The following is a 25926-nucleotide window of genomic DNA, read 5'->3' as shown; positions in this document are numbered from 1 at the left end:
TTATTGTTACGAATATTGAGCAAGTATAACGATAAATCTTCACAGGCTAATAGGTTTATAGGCAGAATTTACGCACTATAGTTCGAAGCAGTAAAGCAATGCAGTGCTAAACCAAGTAAGCACTGCATTAAACTTTAAAGAAGATCGCGTAAGCGATAGTAGCTCATGGCTAATACCAAAGCCGGCGTGCGTAACAACCGCCCACCAGGGAAAGGCATATGGGGGATTTTTTCAAAAATATCGAAGCGTTCAGATGTTGCCATAATCGACTCAGCCATTAGCTGGCCAGCCAATCCGGTAGCGGCAATGCCATGCCCAGAAAAGCCCTGCGCAAAATATACATTAGGGGCAATACGGCCAAAGTGTGGGGCGCGGTTAATGGTTATGCCCACATTGCCTCCCCACGCAAACTCGACTTGTTCATCTGCCAATTGCGGGAATACCCAATCCATACGTTGCTTCATGGTTTTTGCGAGATCGCGAGGCTCTATGCCGGAGTAACTCACTCGGCCACCAAACAACATGCGATGATCACCAGAACAGCGGTAGTAATCCAATACAAAATTAATGTCACACACTGCCATATTGTTAGCAATTAACTCACGAATTCGCTGCTCGCCTAAGGGCTTCGTCGCGCAAATGTAAGTACCCACTGGCATCACTCGGCTTTCTAATTTGCTATTCAGCCCTTCCATATAGGCGTTACACGCCAGCACCACATGGGAACAAGTCACACTGCCACTGGCGGTGGTTACGCTTACTTTACTGCCATGCTCAATCTTGGTGACTTTACTGTCTTCATAAATCTCGGCGCCTGCTAACTCAGCGGCTTTAACTAAACCCAAGGTATAATTTAGTGGGTGCAAATGGCCACTATTGGGGTCGAACATACCGCCTAAGTAACGCGGACTAGAGAGCTGGCTTTCTAGCTTGTCACGGTTCCAATATTCTAGTTGGTCATAACCATAATCGGTGCTGAGTTGCTCGTGCCATGCTTTAAGCTCTGTTACATGGCGATCTTTAATTGCCACATGAATTTGACCGTCTTGCCAATCACAATCAATTTTGTGCTTGTTAATATTGGCCTTGGTAACGGCTAACGCCTCTACCGACAAATCCCACATCTTTTTGGCATCGTCTTTACCCATTAGCTTTTCAAGCGTTGACTGCTCCGAGGCCCAGCCAAAAATTGCTTGGCCGCCACTGCGACCCGAGGCGCCCCAGCCTACTCGCTCACCTTCCAATAAGATGACTTTATAACCTTTGCTGACCAACTCTAGGGCGGTAGTCGCGCCGGTTATGCCTGCACCAACCACACATACATCTGCTTGCTGGTCTCCTTTCAGTTGCGGATAATCAAGCTGCAGATTCGCACTCGCCGCATAATAGGAATTTGCATGTTGCGCTTTCATGTACTCACCTTTGATCTAAAAATAAACTACTGCTTCCCTGCTGGCTAAGCGCTACACCATTTGTTGATACCACTGCTGCTCTAAGGGTGAGACTTGTGCTTCAAAGCGATGCCATTCGCTGAGCTTATTGGCGTGATAAACGTGGCTAAAGTCCTCACCTAAGAGAGACCATAACGTAGAGTGGGAAAAAGTCTTTAAGGCTTGCTGCCAATAGGTAGGTAAAGCCGGCGCGTTAGCTTTACTGGCGTCACCACTAACCGCTTCGGCGCAATCTAACTGCTGGTCAATGCCATAATCAATACCCGCCAATAAGGCCGACATAACAATGTATGGATTACAATCTGCGCCTGCTACGCGATGTTCAATACGTGTATTCGCCTTACTACCAGAAGGAATACGTAAGGCAACAGTGCGGTTATCCCAGCCCCAGTTTGCCTGTAGTGGCACAAACATATCGGGTTGAAAACGGCGATAAGAGTTGGCGTTGGGTGCCAGTAGGGCAATGGCTTGTGGCATGGTGTCGAGTAAACCCGCAAGGGCGTATTCCAACAACGCGCTATCTTTAGCAAATCGATTATTGCCCAGTTCATCTAACATGCTGATGTGCACATGACAGCCATTACCCGAATGCTCGGCATAGGGCTTGGCCATAAACGTGGCTAAATAACCATGTTGTTTAGCCACTGCCTTAATGGCGCGTTTAAGCAAAATGGCTTGGTCGCAGGCCAAAAGCGGATCTTCTTGGTGCTGCAAGGTCACTTCAAATTGGCCGGGCGCATATTCGGCAATTACATTGTCGCTGGGAATGTTTTGAGTATGGCAGTAGTCTTGAATGTCTCGAATAAACTCAGAAAATTCGTCTAGCTCATCTAGGGAGTAAACTTGGGTTTGCTGCATGCGTTGTTGCGATTTAGGTAATAAAGGCGCTTGCGGTTGGCGATTTTCACTACGCGCATCCAGTAAATAAAACTCCCACTCTATGGCAACACAAGGGAACATACCGCGCTGCTGTAAGCGGCTAAGGGTTTTAGTTAATAACTGACGAGGGTCGGCAAAAAATGGCTGGCCGTCCACTTCATGCATAGTGACAAGCGCTTGCGCGGCGTTTTTCTTCCATGGGATAACACTTAAACTATGCGGCAGTATGTGACAAATTCTATCGCCGTCACCCTGTTCAAAACCTAGCCCTGTTTCTTCAACTGTTTCACCACATATGTCTAGGGCAAACACCGATGCAGGCAAACACATACCTTCTTTGGCTATTTTTTCCAAAGATGCCGCTTCAATACGTTTACCACGGATCACCCCATTCATATCTGAAAGCATTAAATCAATGCTTTCTAGATGCGGATGAGCGGCCAAAAAGTGGTGTACTTGCTCAAGCAAACTATCTGCTTGTTCCTGCGGCTGGTGTTTCAACATAATTAACAGTCCCTCAGTAAAAACGTCCCTTACAGCCCTTAGATTTACAACATAGTGTTAAGTATAATGCAAACAATTTTGCCTTATAAGCCAAAAAAGACGCTATATTTAGGTTTTAGTTAACACCTTGTTGACTTTATCGCCAAATCGTGACAATTCTAATTAGCACGGAGCAAAAAGCCGAGGGCGTCGATATATGCCCTAGTTTACTTAACAATAAATAACAGGTGATTATGGATAACGTCAGGAAGTGGTTTGCGGATAACAAGATAACCGAAGTTGAATGCCTCATCCCCGATATTACCGGTAACGCCCGCGGTAAAATTATCCCCGCAAGCAAATACCTCAAAGAAGGCGGTATGCGCCTTCCAGAATCAATTTTCTACCAAACTGTAACCGGTGACTGGCCAGACGACGATGAACTGTTCGACTGGACCGAAAAGGACATGAACCTTGAACCCGACACCGACAGCGTACGTTTTGTGCCTTGGGCAAAAGAACCCACCGCTCAGCTTATTCATGATTGCTACACCGCCGACGGTGAGTTAATTGGTATGGCGCCGCGCTCGGTGCTAAAAAAAGTGCTGGCCTTATATGAGAAAGAAGGTTGGAAGCCCATTGTTGCCCCAGAGCTCGAGTTTTTCTTAGTGAAGAAAAACGTCGATTGGGACTACCCCCTTGAGCCGCCCATTGGTCGCAATGGTCGCCCAGAAACTGCTCGCCAATCATTTAGTATTGACGCGGTAAACGAATTTGACCCGCTGTTCGAAGATATGTACGACTACTGTGAGGCGCAAAACCTCGATGTAGATACCTTGGTGCATGAATCCGGTGCCGCACAAATGGAGATTAATTTTGATCATGGCGAGCCAGTACTCGCCTGTGACCAAGTCTTTTTGTTTAAACGCACCATGCGCGAAGCCGCGCTACAACACGATACCTACGCCACGTTCATGGCTAAACCTATGGAAGATGAACCCGGTAGTGCCATGCACATTCACCAAAGTTTGGAAGATTTTGATGGCAACAATCTGTTTGCCAATAGTGATGACAGCAACAGCGAGCAGTTTTTAAGTTTTATTGCTGGCCTACAGCAATACACTCCAGCCAGCATTGCCTTTTACGCACCCAACGTGAATAGCTATCGCCGTTTAATGTTTGGAGACTCAGCACCGATAAATCTGCAATGGGGCATCGACAACCGCACCGTGGGTTTACGTGTCCCCTTGTCTGATGCGCAAAACCGCCGAGTAGAAAACCGCTTTGCTGGCGCCGATGCCAACCCTTATTTAGCAATGGCGCTTACCTTGGCCTGCGGCTACATAGGCATGAAAAATAAACTCGTACCGTCTGCCCAAGAAACCGGAGACGTTAGCGAAGACCGCTACACCTTGCCCGGCACCTTAGAAGAAGCGCTGGTTAAGCTAGAGCAGTGTGACGAACTCAAGGACATTCTCGGCGAGCGTTTTGTTAACTGCTACGTGGCGGTGAAGCGCAAAGAATACCAAACCTATTTCAAAGTGATTAGTTCATGGGAGCGTGAGTTTTTATTGCTCAACGTATAAACAATCAGTTACCCCGGCCATTAGGAGGCAAAATGAGCACAGCAACATTAACGATACAACAACAAGACAGCGCCCACTGCTTGCACCCTTTCACTAACTTTAAGGAGTTAAATGAGAAAGGAGCTAGAGTGATAGAACGAGGCGAAGGTGTTTTTGTATACGATAATGAAGGCAACAAGTTGCTCGATGCCATGGCCGGACTATGGTGTGTAAATTTAGGCTATGGTCGCCAAGAGTTGGTTGATGCGGCGGCCAAACAAATGCAGCAACTGCCGTACTACAACTTGTTTTTTCAAACCACTCATAGCCCAGCGGTAGAGCTGTCTAAACTGTTGGCTGAGCTTACGCCCGAGGGATTGAATCGAGCATTTTTTACAGGTTCAGGATCAGAATGTAACGACACCGTGGTGCGTATGGTACGCCATTATTGGGCCAGCAAAGGCCAACCTAACAAGCTCGAAATCATTAGCCGTAACAATGCTTATCACGGCAGCACTATGGCGGGTGCAAGCCTTGGCGGTATGGGTTTTATGCACGCCCAAGGTGGATTACCCCTGCCCAACATTTGCCATATAGACCAACCCTATTGGTTTGAAGAGGGCCAAGGCCAAGATCCGCAAGCCTTTGGTGTAGAGCGCGCTCGCCAGTTAGAGCAAAAGATCCTCGAATTAGGTGAAGACAAGGTCGCCGCCTTTATCGCCGAGCCCATTCAAGGAGCTGGTGGAGTAATTATTCCCCCCGACAGCTACTGGCCAGAGATTCAACGGATCTGCGATAAGTACCAAATATTACTGATAGTAGATGAAGTGATTTGCGGCTTTGGCCGCACTGGCGAATGGTTTGCCAGCCAAACCTATAACATTAAGCCCGACCTGTTGTGCTTAGCCAAAGGCATTACTTCAGGATACTTGCCACTGGGCGCAGTAATGGTGTCGGATAAAGTGGCACAAGGCTTAATTGACGCCGATACCGAGTTTGCCCACGGCTTTACTTACTCCGGTCACCCAGCGGCTTGTGCTGTAGCCATCGAAAACATTCGCATCATGCAGCAAGAAAACATCGTTAACACTGTGCGTAACGACACCGCCCCTTATCTTGCCCAACGCTGGCAAGAGTTGGGCGAGCATCCTTTAGTGGGTGAGGCACGCAGTAAAGGCATGGTGGCCGCCATAGAGTTAGTCGCCAATAAAAACACCAATCAGCGCTACGGCAAGGATGTTGGCGCTGGCGGCGTATGTCGCGATATATGCATTAACAATGGATTAATTATGCGCGCCTGTGGCGACACCATGATTATTTCCCCTCCATTGGTTATCACTAAACAACAAATAGATCAGTTAATCACACTGGCAAAACAAAGTTTGGATGACACTCTGCAGGCATTGAGTTAATCCGCGAAGCAGTACGAGCAAACACCACATGGAATTGGAGAACATTGATGAACAAAGCTAGCCTGAAGCTAACCATAGCTTCCCTGTTAACTGCCAGCGCAATGAACCTGCAGGCAGCAGAAGAAAAAGTGCTTAATGTATACAATTGGTCAGATTATATCGCCGAAGATACCATTGCTCAGTTTGAAGCCGAAACAGGCATTAAGGTGGTTTACGACGTATTTGACTCAAACGAAGTGCTAGAAGCTAAAATCCTATCGGGATCAACTGGCTTCGATCTTGTGGTTCCTACCTCAGACTTTTTAGCTCGCCAAGTTCAAGCAGGCGCGTTTATCAAATTAGACAAAACAAAACTCACTAATTATAGCAATTTAGATGCTAAAATTATGGACATGCTTGATGACACTGCAGATCCGGGCAACCAATATGCAGTGCCCTATTTATGGGGAACCACAGGCTTAGGTTACAACGTAAACAAAGTTAAAGAAGTGCTTGGCGAAGACGCCCCCACCAATAGTTGGGATTTAGTGTTTAAACCAGAAAATATGGAAAAACTGCAAAAGTGTGGTGTCGCATTTTTAAACGCCCCAACTGAGCTGTTTGCAGCGGCGCTGCACTATGTGGGTAAAGACCCAAATAGTGTTGACCCTAACGATTACAAAGACACCGGCGAAGCTTACCAGCTGCTAAAAGCAGTTCGCCCTTACGTCACTTATTTCCACTCTTCGCAATACATAAATGACTTAGCGAATGGGGACATTTGTGTGGCTATTGGTTGGTCTGGCGATGTGCTACAAGCCTCAGATCGCGCGGCAGAAGCCGACAATGGCGTAGAGGTGGAATATGTAATCCCGCAGGAAGGCGCTTTAGCGTGGTTTGATCTCATGGCCATTCCAGCAGATGCGCCACATAAAGATAACGCGCATAAATTCATTAACTTTTTATTGCAGCCTAAGGTGATTTCAGAAATCTCTAACTACGTGTGGTACGCCAACCCAACGCCAGCGTCGAAGGAGTTTATTGATCCCGAAATTATTGAGCACCCAGGTATTTACCCAAGTGACGAAACCCTAGCCAAGCTGTATGGCGCAAAGGTAACGCCAGCGAAAGTGTCACGAACACTCACTCGCTCTTGGACTAAGTTTCTTCAAAACTAGCGAGTCGCTTGCCACCTAAGGGTGGCAAGCACGTTTTTGTTTCATGATGGAGGATCCGCAATGGCTGCGGTGTCACACATTTCAAAGCTTCCGGTAGACGGAGAAAAGGCTCCGGAGCCTTTGTTACACATTGAAAGTATTAGCAAAGATTACGATGGAGCCATCGCGGTAGATAACGTAAGCCTTACCATTAATAAAGGTGAGATTTTTGCACTGCTAGGTGCATCAGGTTGTGGTAAATCAACGCTGTTAAGAATGCTGGCCGGCTTTGAAAAACCCAGCTCGGGCAGCATTATTCTCGACGGCCAAGATCTTATTGGCGTGCCGCCGCATCGACGCCCCGTCAATATGATGTTTCAGTCTTATGCCTTGTTCCCGCATATGACCGTAGAACAAAACATCGCCTTTGGTTTGAAACAAGACAAACTCCCAAAAGACGAAATAGCCGACACCGTGGCAAGAATGCTTGAATTGGTGCGCATGAGAAACTACGCCAAGCGTAAGCCTCATCAACTATCTGGCGGCCAGCGCCAGCGCGTAGCGCTTGCCAGAAGCTTAGCCAAGCGCCCTAAATTACTGTTACTAGATGAACCAATGGGCGCATTGGATAAAAACCTTCGTGGGCAAATGCAGCTTGAAGTAGTGGATATTCTTGAGAAAGTGGGCGTAACTTGCGTAATGGTAACCCACGACCAAGAAGAAGCCATGACCATGGCTAGCCGGATTGCGATTATGAATCGTGGCCAGTTTATTCAAGTGGGCGAACCAGAAGAAATTTACGAATACCCCAACTCGCGTTTTAGCGCCGAATTTATTGGCTCGGTGAACGTGTTCGAGGGTGTATTACGCGATAACGATAACGACAGCGCCACCATTGATAGCCAAGAACTGGGCTTTCCCATTAGCCTCAACCACGGTGTATCTTCAGCGCCCGGCGTACCATTTATGGTCGCGGTACGCCCCGAAAAAATGAGTATTTTCAAAACTCTAAAAGGACGTACTAACAACGTTTGCCAAGGCACCGTAGAAGACATTGCCTACTTAGGCGACCAATCAATTTATTATGTGCGCTTGGCCAGCGGTAAGCGGGTAACGGCAGCCATGCCTAACAGCAGTCGCCATCGCAACAACATGCCCACTTGGGAAGACCAAGTTTACCTATGCTGGCAAGCCGATAGCTGCGTGGTGTTAAAAATATGACCACTCAATCATCAGCCAAGCTCAAAAAGTGGCTCACTCGCCTTACGCCCAGTGGCCGCTGTGCGATACTCGCCGTGCCCTACTTTTGGTTATTTCTATTCTTTTTGATGCCGTTTTTCATCGTCTTCAAAATTAGTTTTGCCGAAGCGGTTATTGCTATTCCACCTTACACTCAGCTGATGACAATGGCCGAGGAACAAGTGCAAATACTGCTTAACCTAGGCAACTACGCGTACTTAATTGAAGACAGCCTGTACATTAGCTCTTACTTGCAGTCGGTACGAATTGCTTCCATCTCAACCTTGTTATGTTTAATTATTGGCTTTCCCATGGCTTGGGCAATTGTTCACTCTAGCCCCGCCAATCGTAATATATTGTTAATGCTAATTATTTTACCCTCATGGACCAGCTTTTTGATCCGTGTTTACGCATGGATTGGCATTCTTAAAAACAACGGCTTCTTAAACAATATCTTGATGTACACCGGGATTATCGACGAACCTTTGCGAATATTGCATACCGATACCGCGGTGTATATTGGCATTGTATACACCTATTTACCGTTCATGATTTTGCCTTTATATACCGCCTTAATGCGCGTCGATTACTCCTTAGTAGAGGCCGCTCGCGACTTAGGTGCGTCTACCACCACCGTGCTACTTAAAGTGCTGTTGCCATTAACCAAGGCCGGTATTATTGCCGGCTCGATGTTGGTATTTATTCCAGCCGTGGGCGAGTTTGTTATTCCTGAATTATTAGGCGGCCCAGACTCCATTTTGATTGGTAAAATTCTCTGGCAAGAGTTCTTTAATAACCGCGATTGGCCGGTGGCTGCCGCCGTTGCCTCGGTGATGTTACTGCTATTAATGGTGCCGATTATGTTCTTTTATCGCTATCAAAAACGTGAAATGGAGGCCGGCTAATGGACGCCATCCCCGTTTACAAAACCAAGTGGAAGTGGGCGATACTCGGCTTAGGCTTATCTTTTCTTTATTTGCCTATTTTAAGCCTGATCATCTACTCGTTTAATGCCAACCGTTTAGTCACGGTATGGAGTGGTTTTTCTACCAAATGGTACGGCGCCTTGTTTGACGACGCCCTACTAATGAACGGCATTACGCTTAGCTTGTTAATTGGTTTTATGTCGGCCACCGCCGCAGTGGTACTGGGTACGTTAGCCGCTTTTGTTATGACCCGTTATAACAAGTTTAGAGGCGAAACCAGCTTTGCCTTTATGATTACTGCGCCCTTAGTTATGCCAGAAGTCATCACCGGTTTAAGCCTGTTACTGCTGTTCATTTCTTTGGGCCAAGTGTTTGATTTATTTAGCCAACGCGGCATGTTAACCATTTGGATTGCCCACGTTACTTTTTGTACGGCCTATGTCTCGGTAGTGGTGAGTTCGCGCCTGCGTGAGCTAGACAAAAGCATTGAAGAAGCCGCCATGGATTTAGGGGCAACCCCCTTAAAAGTATTTTTTGTGATTACCTTACCCACCATTTTACCGGCGATTGTGGCGGGTTGGTTATTGGCCTTCACCTTATCCTTAGACGACTTAGTCATCGCGAGCTTTGTCTCGGGCCCGAGCGCAACAACCTTGCCAATGGTGGTATTTTCTAGCGTAAGGTTAGGGGTAAGTCCCAAAATTAATGCCCTAGCCACACTGATAATTGGTGTAGTATCTGTCGCTACTTTTATTGCTTGGTGGATTATGGCCAAAGCAGAGAAACGTCGCTTGCAGGAATTAAGAACCGGCAATGCTAAATAGGCGTTAGAAATTGAGGAAACAAACTTAATGGATGTTGGAAAACGCCTGAAGAGTATTCGCTTAATGCGCGGCATTTCGCAACGAGAATTAGCAAAATTAAGCGGGGTCACTAACAGTATGATCTCGCAAATTGAGCAGAACCAAGTTAACCCTTCGGTAGGCTCTTTGAAAAAGATCCTTGATGCAATTCCTATTTCTATGGGCGAGTTTTTCACCTTAGAAATGGAAAGCGACGACAAGATTTTTTATAGCGAAGACGAGCTCACCGACTTAGGTGATGGCATGGTAAAAATGCTATTGGTAGGCAGCAAACATAATGGCCGCCAGTTGGCTATTTTACGCGAAATTTACCCACCCGGCGCAGATACCGGCACCGAGTTTATTCAACATGAAGGCGAAGAAGGCGGGATTGTGATTCGTGGGGAAATTGAGATTACCGTTGGCAGCAAATCTAAAGTATTAAAAGCCGGCGACTCCTACTACTTTGAAACCCGCAAACCGCACCGCTTCCGCAATAAAAGCAAAGATGAATGTGAGTTAATTAGCGCCGCGACTCCGCCAACCTTCTAGCCACAACATTCAGATAAGTTATTGCTACAAAAAAGCCGCTATTAGCGGCTTTTTTGTTTGTCTTTGTACCGTCCTAAATAAGGTTGACACATATCCAACATGAAATTGGAGAGTGTCATGAAAACAACCAGTAAACGTACCCAACGAAATTATTCTCTTGCCTTTAAATTGGCAGTGGTAGACCAAGTTGAAAAAGGCGAAATGTCTTATCGACAAGCTCAGGACCGTTATGGGATCCAAGGTCGCTCTACCGTTTTAGTTTGGCTTCGCAAACATGGTCGACTAGATTGGTCTAAAGGAATAGAGCATACGAGAATGGTAGGTACTGCTATGTCAAATTCTTCTTCGCCTCAAACCCCAGAGCAACGCATTAAAGAGCTAGAGAAGCAGCTAGAAGACTCTCAGATGAAAGCTGATTTCTTTGAAGCGGTGGTAAAAGTCATGGATAGAGACTTCGGAGTTCGGCTCTCAAAGAAGCGCAAGGCCGAGTTATTAAGGAAAAAGCGGTCCGAAAGTTAACTGTAACGAAAGCCTGTCACTTCATGGGTATTACACGGCAAGCTTTTTACAAGCGCGGTATTGCCCAGGCTCACCAAATACAAAAAGATGAGTCAGTGCTCAACTTTGTGAAAGTACAAAGAATGATGCACCCTCGTATCGGGGCTCGTAAGCTCAAGTACCTACTTGCCCAGAATGCTATCGATATTGGCCGAGACCGCTTATTCTCTTTACTAAGAATGAATCGATTATTAGTTCATAATCGAAGGGCTTACCATCGAACTACAAATAGCAATCATCGTTTTTACTGCCATCCTAACCGCATAAAAGAAGGCCTAATACCCGATAAACCAGAGCAGTTATGGGTGGCTGACATCACTTACTTGGCGACGCGTAGCGGTGAAGCGTACCTCAGTCTAGTGACGGATGCTTACTCAAGAAAAATAGTGGGATATCACCTAGGTAAGGATATGAAAGCTTACACGGTCAAACAAGCATTCTTAAATGCGTTGAAGGAACGAAGGTCTATAGGGGAGCTTGTTCATCATTCGGACCGAGGTGTTCAGTATTGCTCCAATGAATATCAGGCGATACACCGTCAGCACGATGTATCTTGTTCGATGACAGACGGTTATGACTGTTATCAGAACGCCCTTGCGGAGAGAATAAATGGAATACTAAAGATGGAGTACTTGCTGAATAAACCTACAAACTTAAATGAGGCACGAAAAATGGTCGATGAATCGGTTAAGCTCTACAATGAATATAGGCCTCACGAAGCACTAAAATACAAAACGCCCGATGAAGTGCATCGAGCGTTTTAGTCAATCAAGTGTCAACCCATATCAGGACGGGTCACTTTATTTATAGCAATTTAGTGAGCCACTGTGGGTTCGCCCACCGATGGAATTTTACGCTTACCTTTTGCGATCAAAGAGAACACCACCGGCACAAAGAAGAACGACAACATCGTGGTTAATACCGTGCCGCCAGCAATGGCCACCGCAAACGGAGGCCAAAAACCGCCACCTTCTAATATCAGGGGTAAAAAGCCACCCACGGTAGTAATAGTGGTAGAGCTAATATGACGAGTACAGCTTAGCACTCCAAAACAAATTGCTTCTGCTTCACCAGCACAGGCTTTGGGATCGGATTTCAGCTCGGCCACAATCACAATGGCCGCGTTAATCGCCAAACCCACCAAACCTAACAAACCAATAATCACGGTAAAACCAAAGGGGAAACTGCCTAAATAAACACTTAGCAAACCCAAACCCGCTGCTTGAATGGCGGTAATCATAATTAGAAAGCTCAAGCGGAAGGAGTTAAACGACACCACCACCACGGTGACCAGCAGTACTGCAATAATCCCCACACTGGCGAGTAAGTTGCCAACGGCTTCGTTACGCTCGGCTCCTTCGCCACCAAACTCAATCGAGTAACCAGCAGGCAAAGGAACGTTCTCTTCTTCTAAACGCTGACTAAATACCTCTAGCACTTGGTCAGGTAAAATATCTGTACGCAAATAACCTTCTACCACGTTTACTCGCCGACCATTACGCCGCGGTATTTCGCCGCGACTTGGCCTAATCTCTAGTTCTGCTAAAGAGGCCAAAGGAATATTGCCGGCAATTTCACTGGTGAGGGTAATGTCACCCAAGTTCTCCAATTGCTGACGCTGGTCATCGGCTAAACGAATACGCACCGGCAAAGACTCGCTGGCTTCTAATACGCTACCGTTAATTCGGCCTTGCAAGTTCGCCTGCAACTGCCCTGCAATTTGAGTAAGCGCGACACCGCTTAAACGAGAGGCCTCTTCATTTACCTTTAGCCACACCTTGGGCGTACCCGCTAACAAGGTGGCGCGGGTATGAGTAACATACGGGATTTCTGAGAGTATGCGTCGGTATTCGTCACCAAGCTCTTTAAGCTGATCCAAATTTGGCCCATAAACGCGTAGCTCAATAGGCGCATTAAACGGAGGGCCCTGCTCAAGTTTTCTTACCAGAATTTGCGCCTGAGGATAGAGCAAATCAAACTCGGCCTGCAGGTTTGGAATCAATCGGTTGGCGGCGCGAAAATCGTCGGTGGTAATCATCGCTTGGGCGTAGTTTTTTGCCCCTTGCTGGCGCAGCATTAAGTTGTAATAAAATGAAGGAGCATTGTTACCAACAAACCAACTCACCGACTTAATGCCTTGTTTTGCGTAAAGATGCTCGGTGAGCTCCTCGGTTAAACGCTCGGTAGCGTAAATGCTCGACTGCGGCGCCATGTACACTTCAATTTGGAACATGTCACGGTCAGACGGCGGGAAGAACTGCTCGGTTAAACTGCCAGCACTGTAAAAGCCAAATAATGGCAAGGCCGTAACCAATAAAATAGCAATTTTAGGGTAGCGTAAACTAGCATGCAAAACAGCCTGAAAACCACGACTGAGGGCAGGAAACTGGATGCCTTTCTCATACCAATGATCCGCGGTTTGTTGCGAAGGTAAAAAGTGACCAGAGAAGGTGGCCACTAGGGTATGCGAGATAAAGTAAGAACCAATCAGCGAGAAAATAACACTTAAGGCAATACCGCCAACAAACTCGCCAGCCGGCCCAGGCATTAAAACAATTGGCAAGAAGGCCAAAATAGTAGTTAAGGTTGAGCCTAACAGGGGTAACCAAAGGTGGCTTAGCGACTCTTTCACCGACTGCAAACCGCTCTTACCCTGCTGACGTTTTTGAGCAATGGTATCGGCCATAACAATGGCGTTATCAACCATAATCCCCAAAGCCACCACCAAGCCAGTTACCGACATTTGGTGGATCGGCAGACCATAAAACTTCATACACGCCAGCGTGAACATTACCGTTAAAGGTAAAGACAAGCCCACAATTAAGGCTGAGCGCCACCCCAAAGTAAGCAACAGCACTACCACAATAATGGCAAAACCAATCAGTACATTTACCACCAGTTCGCCAAGGCGTTTAGCGGTATAACCGTCTTGCTCAAAGATAATGTCGGCGCTTACATTGGTGGGTAAAATGCTTCTAAATTCATCAAGGGTTTGATTAACTCGAGCACTCCACTGATCCACTCGGTATTCGGCCAACATCCGCACACCCACCACAATCGCGTAATCACGCTCAACCACGGCAATTTGTTCTGGCGGAGATTTTAGCTGGCGGGTCACGGTGGCCAAATCACCTAAACGGTAAACATAGCCATTTTCGGCACTGCTAACCGGGATGTTTTTAATCCGTTCTAAAGAGTTGAGTTCGCCCTCAAGCTCCAACTGCATGCGGGTGTTTTCGTTAGTGAGTTCACCTGCAGATACTTTGGCATCGGCCCCTGCAATAATTTGCGATACTTGATCAGTGGTAAGGCCCATGGCTCCAGCTTGATAGGGCTCAATCTCAACCAGAATTTCTTCTTCACCCTGCCCCTGCAAATCTACAAAGTCAGTACCCGACACGTTACGTAAACGGTTTTGTAGCTCTTTGGCATAACGGCCCAAAATGGCTAAGTCGGTGTCGCCCGGCCCCGTCCAGCGCAGTGCTATTAAGCTGGTAAAGGCATAACCTCGGTCATCATCAACGACCGGTTCAGAGGAGCCATCAGGTAACAGTGGCGGCAATTCGCCCACCAAATCTCGCACCCTTGCCCAAACCGGTACAACATCAATTACGGCGTCTTTTAATTCAACTTGAAGTACCGAAAAGCCAGGGCGAGACGACGACTGCACTCGCTTAATCTCGGGAAGTTTACGAATTTTGTTTTCGATAAGCTCGGTCACCAAGGCCTCTACGCGCTCGGCGGAAGCGCCAGGGTACTGAGTAACAATACTGGCAAAACGGCTGGTAATTTTAGGGTCTTCGCTGCGCGGCAGGGTGCTTACCGCGCCCATTCCCGCCACAATAATTAGCGTGATTAACAGGGCAATTAAGCGCCCATTGTTAAAAAGAGCGCCTATCATTGGCTTGCCTCTTCCAAGGCCCCGCTCGGATTAACGGTTTGCCCCGGCACGTAACGGTGCATGCCAGTCGCTACTATGGCTTCGCCCGCTTGCAAGGCACCACGCACAAAGGCTTGGTCTTCGGTAGCATAACGAACGCTTACATCACGCCGTTCTAGTTTAAAATTCCCATCACTTTGCGCCACAATGGCGTACACATTCCACAAGCCTCTAATGCCGTCGGTAATGGCGGTCACGGGAATCCAGTAACCTGGCTCTTCTACCGTTTCTACCACATTTAAGTAAGCCAGTTGGCCACTCACTAAATTATCGTTGTCAGGCAAGGCAAAGCGTAATTGAACAGTGCGAGTAACCGGATCAACTTGGCCACCAGCAGCCACCAAGTCTACGGCGTAGTGGCGCTTAGCCACAGTAACCGACTTAGGTTTCACCATATCAACTTGTTCTAACAAACGCACCGGCACCCCTACTTTTACCTCATTCGCGCCTTTTTGCAGTACCGTTAGTACCGGTTGAGACGCCCCCACTACTGCCCCCTCAGATACAGTACGGCGATCGATAATGCCGCTGTACGGCGCGACCAAGGTAGATTTTTCAATACGGGTGCGGTTAGCTTTAATAGAAGCATCAATACGGGCTTTATTGGCCCACAAGGATTTTTGCTGCGCGACCAGTTCATCAACATTTTGCGCCGAGGCATAGCCGTCATCATTCAGCGACTTTACCCGTTTCAAGTTCGCTTTAACCAAAGAGGCATCGGCGGCAAGCTGTTGTAGCTGTGCTTGAAGGTCAATGTACTCAATCTCGAGTAGCTCGGTATCAAGCTGCATTAGAATAGCGCCTTGCTCAACCCTTTCACCTTCATCTACATAAATGTTAGAGATTTTACCCGCAAGTTCAAAGCCAATGTCAGCACGTTGCTTAGCAATTACTTGCCCTACAAACTGCCGTTCAACGGCATAATTGTCGCTACGAACCGGCACAAAAGCTTTCACTTGTGCAATATTAATAGGCTCATTCGCAAGGCTGTTAGAATCGTCGGCATGGGCCAAATTAGAAGAAGCATTCACTAACACCGCTCCTACAAAAAGAGAGGCAAACAAAAAGGTGAATGAAAATAACGACCTATGCATATTAACGTCCGTGTGACTTAGTGGTAAAAGCTCTACTCAGTGTAGGAAGTGTGCTCATTAGTGTCTAGTGTTTGCGCATTCTATTCACAAAAAGATTCATATAAAAAACCGTTCAATGTAGCAAAATACAAAACACTTGCGCTTATAATCAGCCTACTACAAAATAAATTGTTAATTATTTTATAACAACGGATGTTTTTATGAGTACCTTGGCGGATCACCCAGACTATTCTCTATATTCAAATGCGAATACTTTTTTACGCCAAACCTTAGATCATCGCCCTGCGCTTAGCTCGGCTGATGTGGTGATTACCGGCCTCCCTTTTGATTTAGCCACCACTGGCCGCTCTGGTGCCCGCTTAGGGCCAGATGCGGTGCGCCGAGCATCAGTAAATTTAGCCTGGGAAGAGACACGTTGGCCTTGGGATTTTAAGTTGTTAGAGCGTATCAGTTTAGTGGACGCAGGCGATTTAGTATTTGATTGTGGCGAGCAAGCCCAGTTTACTCAGCGAGTAGAAGACTATGCCACCAGCTTACTTAAAGCGGGCAAAACCATGCTGAGCTTGGGCGGTGACCATTTTGTTACCCTGCCGTTGTTACGTGCCCATGCCAAACACTACGGTAAAATGGCGTTGCTGCACTTCGACGCTCACACCGACACCTACAGCGCAGGTAGCCGTTACGACCATGGCACCATGTTTTATCACGCGCCCAAAGAGGGATTAATCGATCCCGCTTGTTCCCTACAACTAGGCATTAGAACCGATTACGAGAAAGCCAATCATCCCTTTGAAGTGATTAATGCCGACCAAGCCAATAACTTAAGCATTGAGCAAATTGTTCAGCAAATTCGCCAACGCATCGGTGACAAACCCTTATACCTTAGTTTTGACATTGACTGCTTAGACCCCGCTTATGCACCGGGCACCGGCACACCTGTCGGTGGCGGATTAAGCACTAACCGAATCCTACAAATCCTGCGTGGCTTGCAAGGCGTAAACATTGTCGGAATGGACGTTGTAGAGGTGGCACCCGCTTACGATAACAGCGAAGTAACGGCACTCGCGGCCGCAACCATTGCGGTTGAGCTACTGCACTTGTGGGCTGTTAAACATCGATAATTCGCTATTGAAAAATAGATTAAGGTATGAAAAGGGACTTTGGCTTCCGCCACCGAGATAACATGAACGGATGAATGTCGAGTGACTCTGCAACTCCTTTAACTGTAGCACCTGCCAAGTGGGTTAATTTAACGGCGGTTGCTTTGAATTCAGTTGTGTATTGCTGAGTTTTTTTACCTTTTTTATAAGCTGGCATAAACACCTCATCTTGTTTGAGTGAAGTGTCTACTGAATCGGATCAACTACAGTCCGCCTTGAAAACCCTTGTTGAACGAAGCCGCTCTGCGGCAGAGTGAAGCACAAGCCAACCATACTCTTAGTAACGCCATCGCCCGATGGTGAATAACAGGAGTAAACCATGGACGCCAAGCAACAGCAACGATTTAATGCTCTTTATCAACAACACCTTACCAATTTAACCTTACAAGGGAAACGCCCCGCTACCATTGATGCGTATTCACGTGCGGTACGTCGTATTTCGGCCCACTTTGACCGCTGCCCTGATACCTTAAGCACCGCTGATTTAAAGGCCTATTTTGCTCAGCTCATCAGTTCTCATTCTTGGAGCACCGTGAAGCTAGACCGCAATGGCTTGCAGTTCTTTTATCGTTACACCCTCGATAAACAATGGCAGTGGTTAAACATTGTAAAACCCCCTCAAGTGAAACGCTTACCCGATATCTTAAGCCCTGCGCAAGTAGGCTTAGTGATTAGCATGACTCAACAACCCCGCCATCAAGTCTTCTTCTTGGTGTTGTATTCCATGGGGCTGCGCTTGAGCGAGGGCTTACAGCTAAGCATTCATGATATTGACAGTCAGGCCATGCACGTCCATGTGCGTGATGCTAAAGGCGGTAAAGACCGCTTAGTGCCCATGCCGCATCGCACCCTTCTGGTTTTACGTGCCCACTGGCAAAGCCATCGGCATGCGCGTTTGTTATTTCCGCGCCAAGGCAAACAGGTACAAGTGCCTATGGATAAAGGCGGCATACAAAAAGCCTTGAAGCGGGTATTGTGCGATTGCGGTATTCATAAACCCATTAGTCCTCACTCGCTGCGCCATTGTTATGCCACCCATCTGCTTGAGCAAGGCTTGGATTTACGCTCCTTGCAACACTTGCTGGGGCACGCCAGTTTAAACACCACCGCGCGCTATACCCAGTTGACCCACGTGAAGCAATTGGATGCAGTAAGGGCGGTGAATAGCCTCACCGATAAGCTCACCTTAATGTGGGCCGCAGAGCGTAAACAATGAGCACCTTTATTGAACTACTCCAACAACATGACACTGAGCTTGCGCCGCTTTTAGGGGCAGACGCTAAACGGGCAATGTATGCCATGCTGCGCTGTAAAACCGAGCAACAAGGTCACTGCCATTGGCAGTGTAGGCAGTGCCCTCATCATGACCAATTGGCACTCTCTTGCGGCCATCGCCATTGCCCGCAGTGTCAACATCATTGCACCACGGGCTGGTTAACTCGCCAACAACATAAGCTGCTACCCACAACTTACTTTATGGTGACCTTTACTCTGCCTTATGAGCTACGGGCTTTAGCCCGCATGCACCCCAAAGCCTTATACCACACCATGTTCAAGGTGGCATCAAAGCTGTTAAAGGACTTTGCTAAGCGCCAAAACAAGGGCGAATTAGGCTTTACCGCGGTATTACATACCCATAGCCGCCAGCGCAATCTGCACCCTCATTTACATGTTCTGGTGGCCGGTGGGCGCTATCACTGCGCTAAGCAGCAGTGGCATAAGGGCAATAAAAAATACCTATTTAACGCCTTTGCGCTGGCCAAGGTATGGCGAGCGAGAATGCTGGATGCGATTAACCACCACAAGGCGCTATCCCTACCCAAGGCGATACCCGCTAAGTGGGTGGTAGATTGTCGCAGCGTTGGCTTTGGGCTGCCCGCGCTTAAATACCTCTCGCGCTACTTATATCGCGGGGTCTTACCCGATAGCGACATCATCAGCACCCATAACGGCCAAGTGAGTTTTAGGTATCAAGATAGCCAAAGCCACACCAGCAAAATTAGAACCCTGCCAACCATAACGTTCTTAAGGCTTATCTTGCAGCATGTATTACCCAAGGGCTTACAGCGGGTGAGAGATTATGGGTTTTTACGGGGTAACGCTAAACAGGTATTGCGGCGCATTCAGTTACTACTGCGAGTGCCTCAATGCGTTAACCTCGCCGCGCTCCAAACCAACAACCAAGCAACTCGGCCATGCCCTTGCTGCCAACACCCCATGCATTGCACCGGCGTTAGCCGAACGAGCTAGCCGAAAGGCGAACAAAATAAGGATAATGGCAGGGCTTAACACGAGGATAAAAACACACAAAAATAACAGCTTAGCACCACGTATGACAGGTAAAGGCTTAGCACCATTCCCCCTGTCTTAGCCAAACTCGCCTTGCGAAAACTAACAAGGCCTTGGCCCTGCCTACATCAACACCGTTATTTACTATAAAAGGAAGCATCGGGCTTGTTCAACACCCGAATAAGGTGTCGGCTGCGCGACACCTATTCTTATTTGTTAAGTAACCTATTCGCGCTAGTTATCTGTGTATATTTTATATCTTAATTTTTCCCGTTCTGAAGAGCTGCCCATGTAGCAGCATTCTCTTCTTTACTTTCAACTTTAAGGGCAAGTCTAATACCTTGATGTATTGAAAATGGCGCGTCAAAATCTGGTTCTGATTGGTCTTCTCTGTGGCTCCATGAATGAAATGCAACTTGGCTATCATCAGTAGAGTTATGGTAAATATTACCAATTACACTAAATCTATATAAAAATGAAAGCATTTCTTTAACATTTTCTTCACCCTTTTCATTATCAAAAAGGTGTGGCTTTTTTTTCTTAATTTTATCAAGGGTCACTGTATATCCCTTACCAATACCTTTTAATAAGGACAATGAGTTTTCTACAAACTCATGACTCTGATGACCTTTCATTTCGTTCCTAACATCACCATATAAATATTTAGAATACAGCCCCTTGGTTTTGACAAGAGCAAAAGACCTATACATATTTAAATTAGGGTTATCTTCGCCAACAATTTTAATTAACTGTATTAAGTCCCTAGGGCGACAAAATGTTTTATCAATTAGCCAAAGCGCTGTAGGCTTATTTTCGACACTATGCTCAAATATTTCATGAAAAACACTGTTGTAGTCTTCTTTATCTATTTTCCCGTTCAATTTCAAAGCCGTAACAACTCTGTGGATAAGCATTTGAAACAAAGGTGAGTTTTCCCTTTCTTCAGGTCTCCAATTCAAAATTAAAGAATTATCCATTTGGAATTTGTTAAGATCTGAGCTATTTAAAATGCTGAAAATATCTGAACGCATCAGCAGGACGAACTTTGCCTTAAACCCAGCCCGGAAAAAAGTTCTGTTCAATTCATCTACGGCATACATCAGGCTACAAATACCTTTCCCGTAGACTTCCGTATCTTCAAAACCATCATCTAAATCATCAAAAAATATAGTGAAATTTGAGTCTGTTGAAGAGCCCAAAGATATAATTACGTCTTCTAGATCTTCTAAATAGTCTAAATATGAACCAACCTCAATTTCTGACTCTTGGCTGCCAGAAACTTGAGCTACTTTTGATGAACCTAGCGTCCACTTTATATTCTTGGATTTATCGAATACTTTTTTCTGTCTTAAATTTAGCCCAAAATTTGATTGCAGAAAGTATTTCAGAGAATCAAGTGACTCGGTATCAGTACAAGACTGATCTAATACTAACTGGTATGAGATATTAATTAAAAGGCACCACTTCCAAACAAAAAAGTATTCTTTGTCTGAAAACTCTTCATCTTTATATTCCATTAACTGTTGATACTTGAAATTTCTAAATGACCCTATACTAGTAAAATAATTGAAATATTTTTCCTTGTCGCTAAATTTATTCTCAATGTACTTTGCAAGTAAACTTTTACCTGTTCCTTTCCTTCCTATCAAAAAAAATACATTTTTTTCCATAACTTTTCTGGAAATATCTTCATAGTCATAAAAATAATCAGCAAAATTCTCAAGAAAATCTGCTTCATTTTCACCTGATGCACTACCTACTGAAATATCTGATAAAGTGAATTTCTTATTAATTAAACTTTGCATTACTTTCCTTATAATTACGGATCATACTGTGATATATCAAGGTTACTTAACAGTTTATTAAGAAGAAAAATTCCTTGTTTAAACAAGGAAATTTTCCTCTTATCACGCATTTATTGAAATCCAGATTATCACTTTTCCTTCGCATCATCAGCCACCTAAGACAAGAAATAACAAAAAACTCAGCACGAAAGGATGCAAGTGTTTGTGGAAAGGAGGAATCTCAAAAAGGCTGCGTGAAAAAACAGTAAATATCAAGAAATAGACAAAGAATCGAGGGCGCTAACATTGCCCCTTTTTACCCAAATAGTGAGCTTATCCCCTTTGTGTCAGTCAATACTTGCTTAAGGTCGACGAGCCAATTTCAATAAGATAAAACGCAAGCATTGCTCGCCTTAACAAATTTGCACAAAAGCTTGGCGAATACGGGCGAATACACCTCAGTTTAGGTGGGGGCAACTATACTTTAGGTACCCATGTATGGAGGGCTAGCGATGAGCGATTGTTACTTGCTGCCCAAGGGAACTGATTTGATTCGAGCGGTTAAGTACATTGGCGAGCATCATTGTCATGATGCTCGTTCTCTCAACGAAGTTGCGTTTCGATTTGATTTAAACCCTCTCGACCAGCAGTTTATCTTGGACCACTTTATTGAAACGCCCGACACTCACGAATCGGGCAAATAGCCTTGTCACTAACTTAAGTCTATCCAGGTTGATTTAAGTTCGGTGTATTTTTCGAGTGCGTGCAGCGATTTGTCTCGGCCATTACCCGATTGTTTAAAGCCACCAAATGGCATGGTCATATCGCCACCATCCCAATTGTTTACAAATACTGTTCCTGCTCGTATAGCACGTGAAGTGCGCACTGCGGTGTTAATGTCGGCAGTCCACACCCCTGCAGCTAAGCCGTAATCGGTATCGTTGGCTAAGGCGATTCCCTGCTCTAGTTCATCAAACACTTGAATCACTAACACGGGGCCAAACACCTCCTGTTTTACAATGTCTAAATTGGCATCAACGTCGTCAAAAATAGTCGGTTGAATATAAAAACCACCGCTTTCTTTACGTGTTTGCTGACCACCACATAGCAACTTGGCTCCTTGTGCTTTAGCCGCCTCTATAAAGCCGAGTACCCGTTGCATTTGGCCTTCATCAACCATTGCCCCCATGCTGGTATTGGGATCTAAAGGATTGCCCGGCTGCCACTGCTCCACTAAGGCCAACATTTTTTCTACTAAGGCTTGATGCACACTGCGATGCACAATTAAGCGCGAGCCTGCGGTACATACTTCACCTTGGTTATAAAAAATTGCGGCTACTGCAGTGGCGGCCGCTTTGTCTAAATCGGCAACGTCGGCACACACTAGGTTGGGGCTTTTACCGCCACATTCCATAAATGCGCGCTTAAGGTTTGATTGACCAGAAAACTCCACCAGCTTTTTACCTACCGCAGTGGAGCCAGTAAAGGTGATGCAATCTACGTCCATGTGCAGCGCTAGGGCTTGCCCTGCAGTGTGACCGTAACCTGGCAATACATTGAATACGCCGTTTGGTATACCTGCTTGTTTGGCTAATTTGGCTAAATACAGTGCGCTTAAGGGGGACTTTTCTGAAGGTTTTAAAATGACCGAGTTACCGGTGGCGAGAGCGGGGCCAATTTTCCATGAAGCCATCACCAGTGGGAAGTTCCACGGTACAATAGCAGCCACCACCCCTAAGGCTTCACGCGTGACTAAGGCCAGGGCATCGCCAGTGACAGGAGCGACTTCGTCATAGACCTTGTCTATTGCCTCTCCATTCCAGGCGATACAACGTGCGGTGGCGGGCGCGTCGTAAGACAGGGCATCACCAATTGGCTTGCCCATGTCTAAGCTTTCTAATAAGGCGAGTTGCGCTTGGTGCTGCTCTATTAGCTGTGCAAACGCCTGCAATACTTGTTTACGTTCTGCGGGGGCAAGGTTTGACCACACCCCACTTTGGTAGGCATTGCGAGCAGCTTGCACGGCTAATTCAACATCTGCAGCGTCACATTCCGCCAGCTCTGCTAAAATTTCACCAGTGGCCGGATTAATACTGGTAAAGGTTTTACCTGACACAGCATCAACAAATTCACCGTTAATAAATGCTTGTTTTGGGAAGTCTAAATCTAGTGCCTGTTGTTGCCAATATTGTAAGTTATGCTGAACCATGTTCCCTCCGGTTTATGCCGCCACTCGTTACGTTATATTTAACAAAGCTACACAAAAATAGATAATCATTCCATACTTGATACAGTTTATTTAACAGTTGGTTTTTATACACATTGCTTTTTCTGGGTTTTTACTATGCAAATAGCGCTTCTTAATTGCGACCGAGTTGACAGCCAATTAGTTGAAGAATTTGGCGAATATCCCGACATGTTTAAGCAGCATCTATTGGCTCAAGACAGCAAGCTACAATTCGACGTGTTTGACGTGCTCAACAACGAATTACCGAAATTGAATCAGTTTGATGGATTTTTAATTACCGGCAGCCGCCATAACGCCTACGACCAACAACCATGGATTTTGCAATTAGTAAGCTGGGTTCAACAGTGTGAACAATTACAACGCCCCTTGGCGGGCATTTGTTTTGGGCATCAAATTATCGCCCGTGCTTTAGGTGGTAAAGTAGAGAAGTCTGCCAAAGGATGGGGCTTAGGTGTCGCGGCCAACAACTTGTTACAAAAACCGTCTTGGGTCAGCCCCTCGCTTGAGGATGAGGACACAGCCAAAGCCGAACCGTTTCGTATTTTAGTTAGCCACCAAGATCAAGTGACTCAATTGCCTCCGCAAGCAGAGTTACTGGCCAGCAGTGATTTTTGCCCTAACTTTATGTACCAAATAGACCAGCATATCTTGGCTATTCAGGGTCATCCCGAATTTGCGCCAGACTACGCCGCAGCACTAATAGATAAACGACAAATGATCTTATCCCCTACCCAGTTCGTTCTAGCTAAAACAAGTTTGAAACGTCCGCTCAATGCAGACTCGGTTTTCGATTGGATAGTGCAAATGTATAAGTTGCAATAAGCACCTAGCTTTGGAATAAAAACCAAAGCGACTGTAAATTAAGGTAAAAGCAATAATCTGCACTCGACATCACTGGCTAAGCAACGTTAAATAACACCATCTGTAGGGAAATAGACAAAGGAACAGCAATGCGCTTGGCTGCATGGGTTTGGATACCAGCACTACTTGCCACCTTAACCGGTTGCAGCATGACCGATACCCCGAAGCACCAGCCCTCTGGTGAGTTGGCGGCAAGCAGTTGGACCAGCCAATTTCAGCAAGGCGAGTTTACCGAGCAACGCTTTGAGCAAGCACTGCCTCCTTCACTCCAACCGCTACTTAAAGAAGCATTACGCAGTAACCCGCAACTGCAACAACAAGGTTTTGCCCTAGACCAGCAGCTTTATCAAATTCGAATTCAAAATGCTCAGCAGTGGCCCAGCATTGACGCCTTTGTAAGTGGCCAACGTAGCGGAACCAATAACGATAGCGCCAGTCAGTTTAGCGTGGGTTTAGATTTTAGCTGGGAAATCGACTGGCTTGGCAAGCTAGATGCGCGCCAACAAGCTGCAGTATTAGATGCCAAAGTCAGCTTTGAACAGTGGCAACAAGCTCAAATTCGCTTAGCCGCCAACACTGCTCAACAATGGTATAACGTGATAGAAGCTCAGCTACAAAAGCAACTAATTGCCGAGCGTTACGATAACTTAAAAGCCAATTTACAAATTATTGAAGAGAGCTACCAAGGCGGCCTTAACAGTGCGTTAGATGTATACCTTGCCAGGGCAGATTTAAGCGCTGCTCGCGCCCAGTTAAATTCACGAACCACCCAACTCACCCAAGCCCAACGAGAGTTGGAGTTGTTGTTAGGCCGCTACCCCAGTGGTCTTATTCAAGTAGACGGCGTATTAGATGTGCCACTGGCGGCAATGCCAGCGGGTGTTCCCTCAGAGTTGCTTAATCGACGGCACGACATTAAAGCCGCGCAATACCAACTGGCGGCTGCCGATTTACGAGTGTATGCCGCGTATCGAGATCGCTTCCCTAGCCTAACGCTTACCGCCAGTGGTGGTGGCCAAAGTGACCAACTCGGGCAACTGTTGGATGCAGAATCTTTGGTGTGGTCTTTGTTTGCTGGGGTGACAGCCCCCATTTTTGACGCTGCCCGCCGCGAGAATCAACAACTGCAGCAATACGCGAAAGCTCAATCTCTCAATGCCGCTTATGTAGAACAAGTATTAAATAGCTTTGCTGAAGTAGAGCAAAGCTTAAACCTTGAACCCAGCCTGTATCAAAATGCCCAACTACTCGCCACTGCTGCAGAAGATTCTAAACAAGCCGAGTCATTGGCCTTTGAAAACTATCTGGCGGGTTTAAATGAGTATGTCACAGTGTTGGAATCGCAACGCCGCGCCTTTGATGCGCGTAGCAGTGCTATTAACGCCTTAAACTTGCAGTTACAAAACCGTATTGAGCTTTACCTGGCACTAGGTGGAGGCTTAAACCAAGCCCAAACTACGCGAGAGGCCTTTGCCTCAGAGCCATTATTTTAACAGGGAGTTACGCC

General features: G+C 46.3%; 20 protein-coding genes and 1 pseudogene. 14 read left to right on the top strand and 7 right to left on the bottom strand.

Going from position 1 to position 25926, the window contains the following annotated elements:
* Positions 1 to 134: 134 nt before the first annotated feature.
* Both ACLD71_RS07345 and ACLD71_RS07340 read right to left on the bottom strand, forming a co-directional pair.
* Positions 135 to 1412: an NAD(P)/FAD-dependent oxidoreductase gene (locus ACLD71_RS07345; RefSeq protein WP_411993877.1), complete on the bottom strand. Its 1278-nt coding sequence runs from the start codon at positions 1410 to 1412 to the stop codon at positions 135 to 137.
* Positions 1413 to 1463: 51 nt separating this feature from the next.
* Complete coding sequence (locus tag ACLD71_RS07340; RefSeq protein ID WP_411993875.1) at positions 1464 to 2834, bottom strand: glutamine synthetase family protein; 1371 nt, start codon at positions 2832 to 2834, stop codon at positions 1464 to 1466.
* Positions 2835 to 3067: 233 nt separating this feature from the next.
* On the opposite strand from ACLD71_RS07340, the gene ACLD71_RS07335 reads away from it, so the two are divergent.
* The 8 genes from ACLD71_RS07335 to ACLD71_RS07300 all read left to right on the top strand — a co-directional run bounded on the left by ACLD71_RS07335 (position 3068) and on the right by ACLD71_RS07300 (position 11807).
* Positions 3068 to 4399, top strand: a complete 1332-nt coding sequence (locus tag ACLD71_RS07335; protein ID WP_411993873.1) for a glutamine synthetase family protein — start codon at positions 3068 to 3070, stop codon at positions 4397 to 4399.
* A gap of 32 nt (positions 4400 to 4431) precedes the next feature.
* Positions 4432 to 5790, top strand: a complete 1359-nt coding sequence (locus tag ACLD71_RS07330; RefSeq protein ID WP_137672376.1) for an aspartate aminotransferase family protein — start codon at positions 4432 to 4434, stop codon at positions 5788 to 5790.
* A gap of 47 nt (positions 5791 to 5837) precedes the next feature.
* Complete coding sequence (locus ACLD71_RS07325) at positions 5838 to 6947, top strand: extracellular solute-binding protein (protein WP_137672377.1); 1110 nt, start codon at positions 5838 to 5840, stop codon at positions 6945 to 6947.
* A gap of 60 nt (positions 6948 to 7007) precedes the next feature.
* Positions 7008 to 8147 (top strand): putrescine ABC transporter ATP-binding subunit PotG, encoded by a 1140-nt coding sequence (gene potG, locus ACLD71_RS07320; protein ID WP_137672378.1) that lies wholly within the window; start codon positions 7008 to 7010, stop codon positions 8145 to 8147.
* A complete protein-coding gene (gene potH / locus ACLD71_RS07315) occupies positions 8144 to 9070 on the top strand; it encodes a putrescine ABC transporter permease PotH (protein WP_303516828.1) in 927 nt (308 codons plus the stop codon). The genes potG and potH overlap by 4 nt, the downstream gene beginning before the upstream one ends.
* A complete protein-coding gene (locus tag ACLD71_RS07310) occupies positions 9070 to 9915 on the top strand; it encodes an ABC transporter permease subunit (RefSeq protein WP_137672380.1) in 846 nt (281 codons plus the stop codon). The genes potH and ACLD71_RS07310 overlap by 1 nt, the downstream gene beginning before the upstream one ends.
* A gap of 27 nt (positions 9916 to 9942) precedes the next feature.
* Positions 9943 to 10485, top strand: a complete 543-nt coding sequence (locus ACLD71_RS07305; protein ID WP_137672381.1) for a cupin domain-containing protein — start codon at positions 9943 to 9945, stop codon at positions 10483 to 10485.
* 117 nt (positions 10486 to 10602) lie between these two features.
* Positions 10603 to 11807, top strand: a protein-coding gene (locus ACLD71_RS07300; protein ID WP_411993870.1) for an IS3 family transposase whose coding sequence is annotated in 2 segments (ribosomal slippage) — positions 10603 to 10990 and positions 10990 to 11807 — 1206 coding nt in all. Because the reading frame shifts where the segments join, the coding sequence is not laid out codon by codon here.
* Between the two features lie 50 nt (positions 11808 to 11857).
* Here ACLD71_RS07300 and ACLD71_RS07295 read toward each other — a convergent pair.
* Both ACLD71_RS07295 and ACLD71_RS07290 read right to left on the bottom strand, forming a co-directional pair.
* Positions 11858 to 14944: an efflux RND transporter permease subunit gene (locus tag ACLD71_RS07295; RefSeq protein ID WP_411993868.1), complete on the bottom strand. Its 3087-nt coding sequence runs from the start codon at positions 14942 to 14944 to the stop codon at positions 11858 to 11860.
* Positions 14941 to 16077, bottom strand: coding sequence for an efflux RND transporter periplasmic adaptor subunit (locus tag ACLD71_RS07290; protein WP_411993866.1), 1137 nt, complete (start codon positions 16075 to 16077; stop codon positions 14941 to 14943). Before ACLD71_RS07290 ends, ACLD71_RS07295 begins: the two co-directional genes overlap by 4 nt.
* Before the next feature lie 200 nt (positions 16078 to 16277).
* Here ACLD71_RS07290 and speB point away from each other — a divergent pair, with 200 nt between their 5' ends.
* Positions 16278 to 17198 carry an agmatinase gene (gene speB, locus ACLD71_RS07285; RefSeq protein ID WP_411993864.1) on the top strand — a complete coding sequence of 307 codons (921 nt, stop codon included), beginning with the start codon at positions 16278 to 16280 and terminating at the stop codon, positions 17196 to 17198.
* A gap of 43 nt (positions 17199 to 17241) precedes the next feature.
* On the opposite strand, the pseudogene ACLD71_RS07280 reads toward speB, so the two are convergent.
* A pseudogene (locus ACLD71_RS07280) lies at positions 17242 to 17394 on the bottom strand (transposase); the annotation flags it as partial.
* A gap of 162 nt (positions 17395 to 17556) precedes the next feature.
* Between ACLD71_RS07280 and ACLD71_RS07275 the strand changes: the two are divergent.
* Together ACLD71_RS07275 and ACLD71_RS07270 are read left to right on the top strand one after the other, a co-directional pair.
* Positions 17557 to 18453, top strand: a complete 897-nt coding sequence (locus tag ACLD71_RS07275; RefSeq protein WP_411993863.1) for a site-specific integrase — start codon at positions 17557 to 17559, stop codon at positions 18451 to 18453.
* The gene (locus ACLD71_RS07270) at positions 18450 to 19487 is read left to right on the top strand and encodes a transposase (protein WP_411993861.1); all 1038 of its coding nucleotides are present in this window, start codon (positions 18450 to 18452) and stop codon (positions 19485 to 19487) included. Before ACLD71_RS07275 ends, ACLD71_RS07270 begins: the two co-directional genes overlap by 4 nt.
* 299 nt (positions 19488 to 19786) lie before the next feature.
* Here ACLD71_RS07270 and ACLD71_RS07265 read toward each other — a convergent pair whose 3' ends face one another.
* On the bottom strand, positions 19787 to 21331 hold the full coding sequence (locus ACLD71_RS07265; RefSeq protein WP_411993859.1) for a P-loop ATPase, Sll1717 family: 1545 nt from the start codon (positions 21329 to 21331) through the stop codon (positions 19787 to 19789).
* A 491-nt stretch (positions 21332 to 21822) separates the two neighbouring features.
* Here ACLD71_RS07265 and ACLD71_RS07260 point away from each other — a divergent pair, with 491 nt between their 5' ends.
* On the top strand, positions 21823 to 22014 hold the full coding sequence (locus ACLD71_RS07260) for a hypothetical protein (protein WP_137672386.1): 192 nt from the start codon (positions 21823 to 21825) through the stop codon (positions 22012 to 22014).
* 8 nt (positions 22015 to 22022) lie between these two features.
* Here the strand turns inward: ACLD71_RS07260 and ACLD71_RS07255 are convergent, their stop codons facing one another.
* Complete coding sequence (locus tag ACLD71_RS07255) at positions 22023 to 23519, bottom strand: aldehyde dehydrogenase (protein WP_411993857.1); 1497 nt, start codon at positions 23517 to 23519, stop codon at positions 22023 to 22025.
* Positions 23520 to 23654: 135 nt separating this feature from the next.
* Between ACLD71_RS07255 and ACLD71_RS07250 the strand changes: the two genes are divergently transcribed.
* Together ACLD71_RS07250 and ACLD71_RS07245 are read left to right on the top strand one after the other, a co-directional pair.
* Positions 23655 to 24380, top strand: coding sequence for a glutamine amidotransferase-related protein (locus tag ACLD71_RS07250; RefSeq protein ID WP_137672388.1), 726 nt, complete (start codon positions 23655 to 23657; stop codon positions 24378 to 24380).
* Between the two features lie 128 nt (positions 24381 to 24508).
* Positions 24509 to 25912, top strand: coding sequence for an efflux transporter outer membrane subunit (locus ACLD71_RS07245; RefSeq protein WP_411993855.1), 1404 nt, complete (start codon positions 24509 to 24511; stop codon positions 25910 to 25912).
* Positions 25913 to 25926: the final 14 nt, after the last annotated feature.

The sequence above is a fragment of the Agarivorans sp. DSG3-1 genome (assembly GCF_046774965.1).
Taxonomy (GTDB): Bacteria; Pseudomonadota; Gammaproteobacteria; order Enterobacterales; family Celerinatantimonadaceae; genus Agarivorans.
The sequence above is the reverse complement of the archived record's forward strand: the minus strand, read 5'-3'. Positions and strand labels throughout refer to the sequence as shown.

Excerpts from the sequence above, each read along its gene's own strand:
- ACLD71_RS07345 (WP_411993877.1), bottom strand. The coding sequence starts at position 1,412 with ATGAAAGCGCAACATGCAAATTCCTATTATGCGGCGAGTGCGAATCTG.
- ACLD71_RS07340 (WP_411993875.1), bottom strand. The coding sequence starts at position 2,834 with ATGTTGAAACACCAGCCGCAGGAACAAGCAGATAGTTTGCTTGAGCAA.
- ACLD71_RS07335 (WP_411993873.1), top strand. The coding sequence starts at position 3,068 with ATGGATAACGTCAGGAAGTGGTTTGCGGATAACAAGATAACCGAAGTT.
- ACLD71_RS07330 (WP_137672376.1), top strand. The coding sequence starts at position 4,432 with ATGAGCACAGCAACATTAACGATACAACAACAAGACAGCGCCCACTGC.
- ACLD71_RS07325 (WP_137672377.1), top strand. The coding sequence starts at position 5,838 with ATGAACAAAGCTAGCCTGAAGCTAACCATAGCTTCCCTGTTAACTGCC.
- potG (WP_137672378.1), top strand. The coding sequence starts at position 7,008 with ATGGCTGCGGTGTCACACATTTCAAAGCTTCCGGTAGACGGAGAAAAG.
- potH (WP_303516828.1), top strand. The coding sequence starts at position 8,144 with ATGACCACTCAATCATCAGCCAAGCTCAAAAAGTGGCTCACTCGCCTT.
- ACLD71_RS07310 (WP_137672380.1), top strand. The coding sequence starts at position 9,070 with ATGGACGCCATCCCCGTTTACAAAACCAAGTGGAAGTGGGCGATACTC.
- ACLD71_RS07305 (WP_137672381.1), top strand. The coding sequence starts at position 9,943 with ATGGATGTTGGAAAACGCCTGAAGAGTATTCGCTTAATGCGCGGCATT.
- ACLD71_RS07295 (WP_411993868.1), bottom strand. The coding sequence starts at position 14,944 with ATGATAGGCGCTCTTTTTAACAATGGGCGCTTAATTGCCCTGTTAATC.
- ACLD71_RS07290 (WP_411993866.1), bottom strand. The coding sequence starts at position 16,077 with ATGCATAGGTCGTTATTTTCATTCACCTTTTTGTTTGCCTCTCTTTTT.
- speB (WP_411993864.1), top strand. The coding sequence starts at position 16,278 with ATGAGTACCTTGGCGGATCACCCAGACTATTCTCTATATTCAAATGCG.
- ACLD71_RS07275 (WP_411993863.1), top strand. The coding sequence starts at position 17,557 with ATGGACGCCAAGCAACAGCAACGATTTAATGCTCTTTATCAACAACAC.
- ACLD71_RS07270 (WP_411993861.1), top strand. The coding sequence starts at position 18,450 with ATGAGCACCTTTATTGAACTACTCCAACAACATGACACTGAGCTTGCG.
- ACLD71_RS07265 (WP_411993859.1), bottom strand. The coding sequence starts at position 21,331 with ATGCAAAGTTTAATTAATAAGAAATTCACTTTATCAGATATTTCAGTA.
- ACLD71_RS07260 (WP_137672386.1), top strand. The coding sequence starts at position 21,823 with ATGAGCGATTGTTACTTGCTGCCCAAGGGAACTGATTTGATTCGAGCG.
- ACLD71_RS07255 (WP_411993857.1), bottom strand. The coding sequence starts at position 23,519 with ATGGTTCAGCATAACTTACAATATTGGCAACAACAGGCACTAGATTTA.
- ACLD71_RS07250 (WP_137672388.1), top strand. The coding sequence starts at position 23,655 with ATGCAAATAGCGCTTCTTAATTGCGACCGAGTTGACAGCCAATTAGTT.
- ACLD71_RS07245 (WP_411993855.1), top strand. The coding sequence starts at position 24,509 with ATGCGCTTGGCTGCATGGGTTTGGATACCAGCACTACTTGCCACCTTA.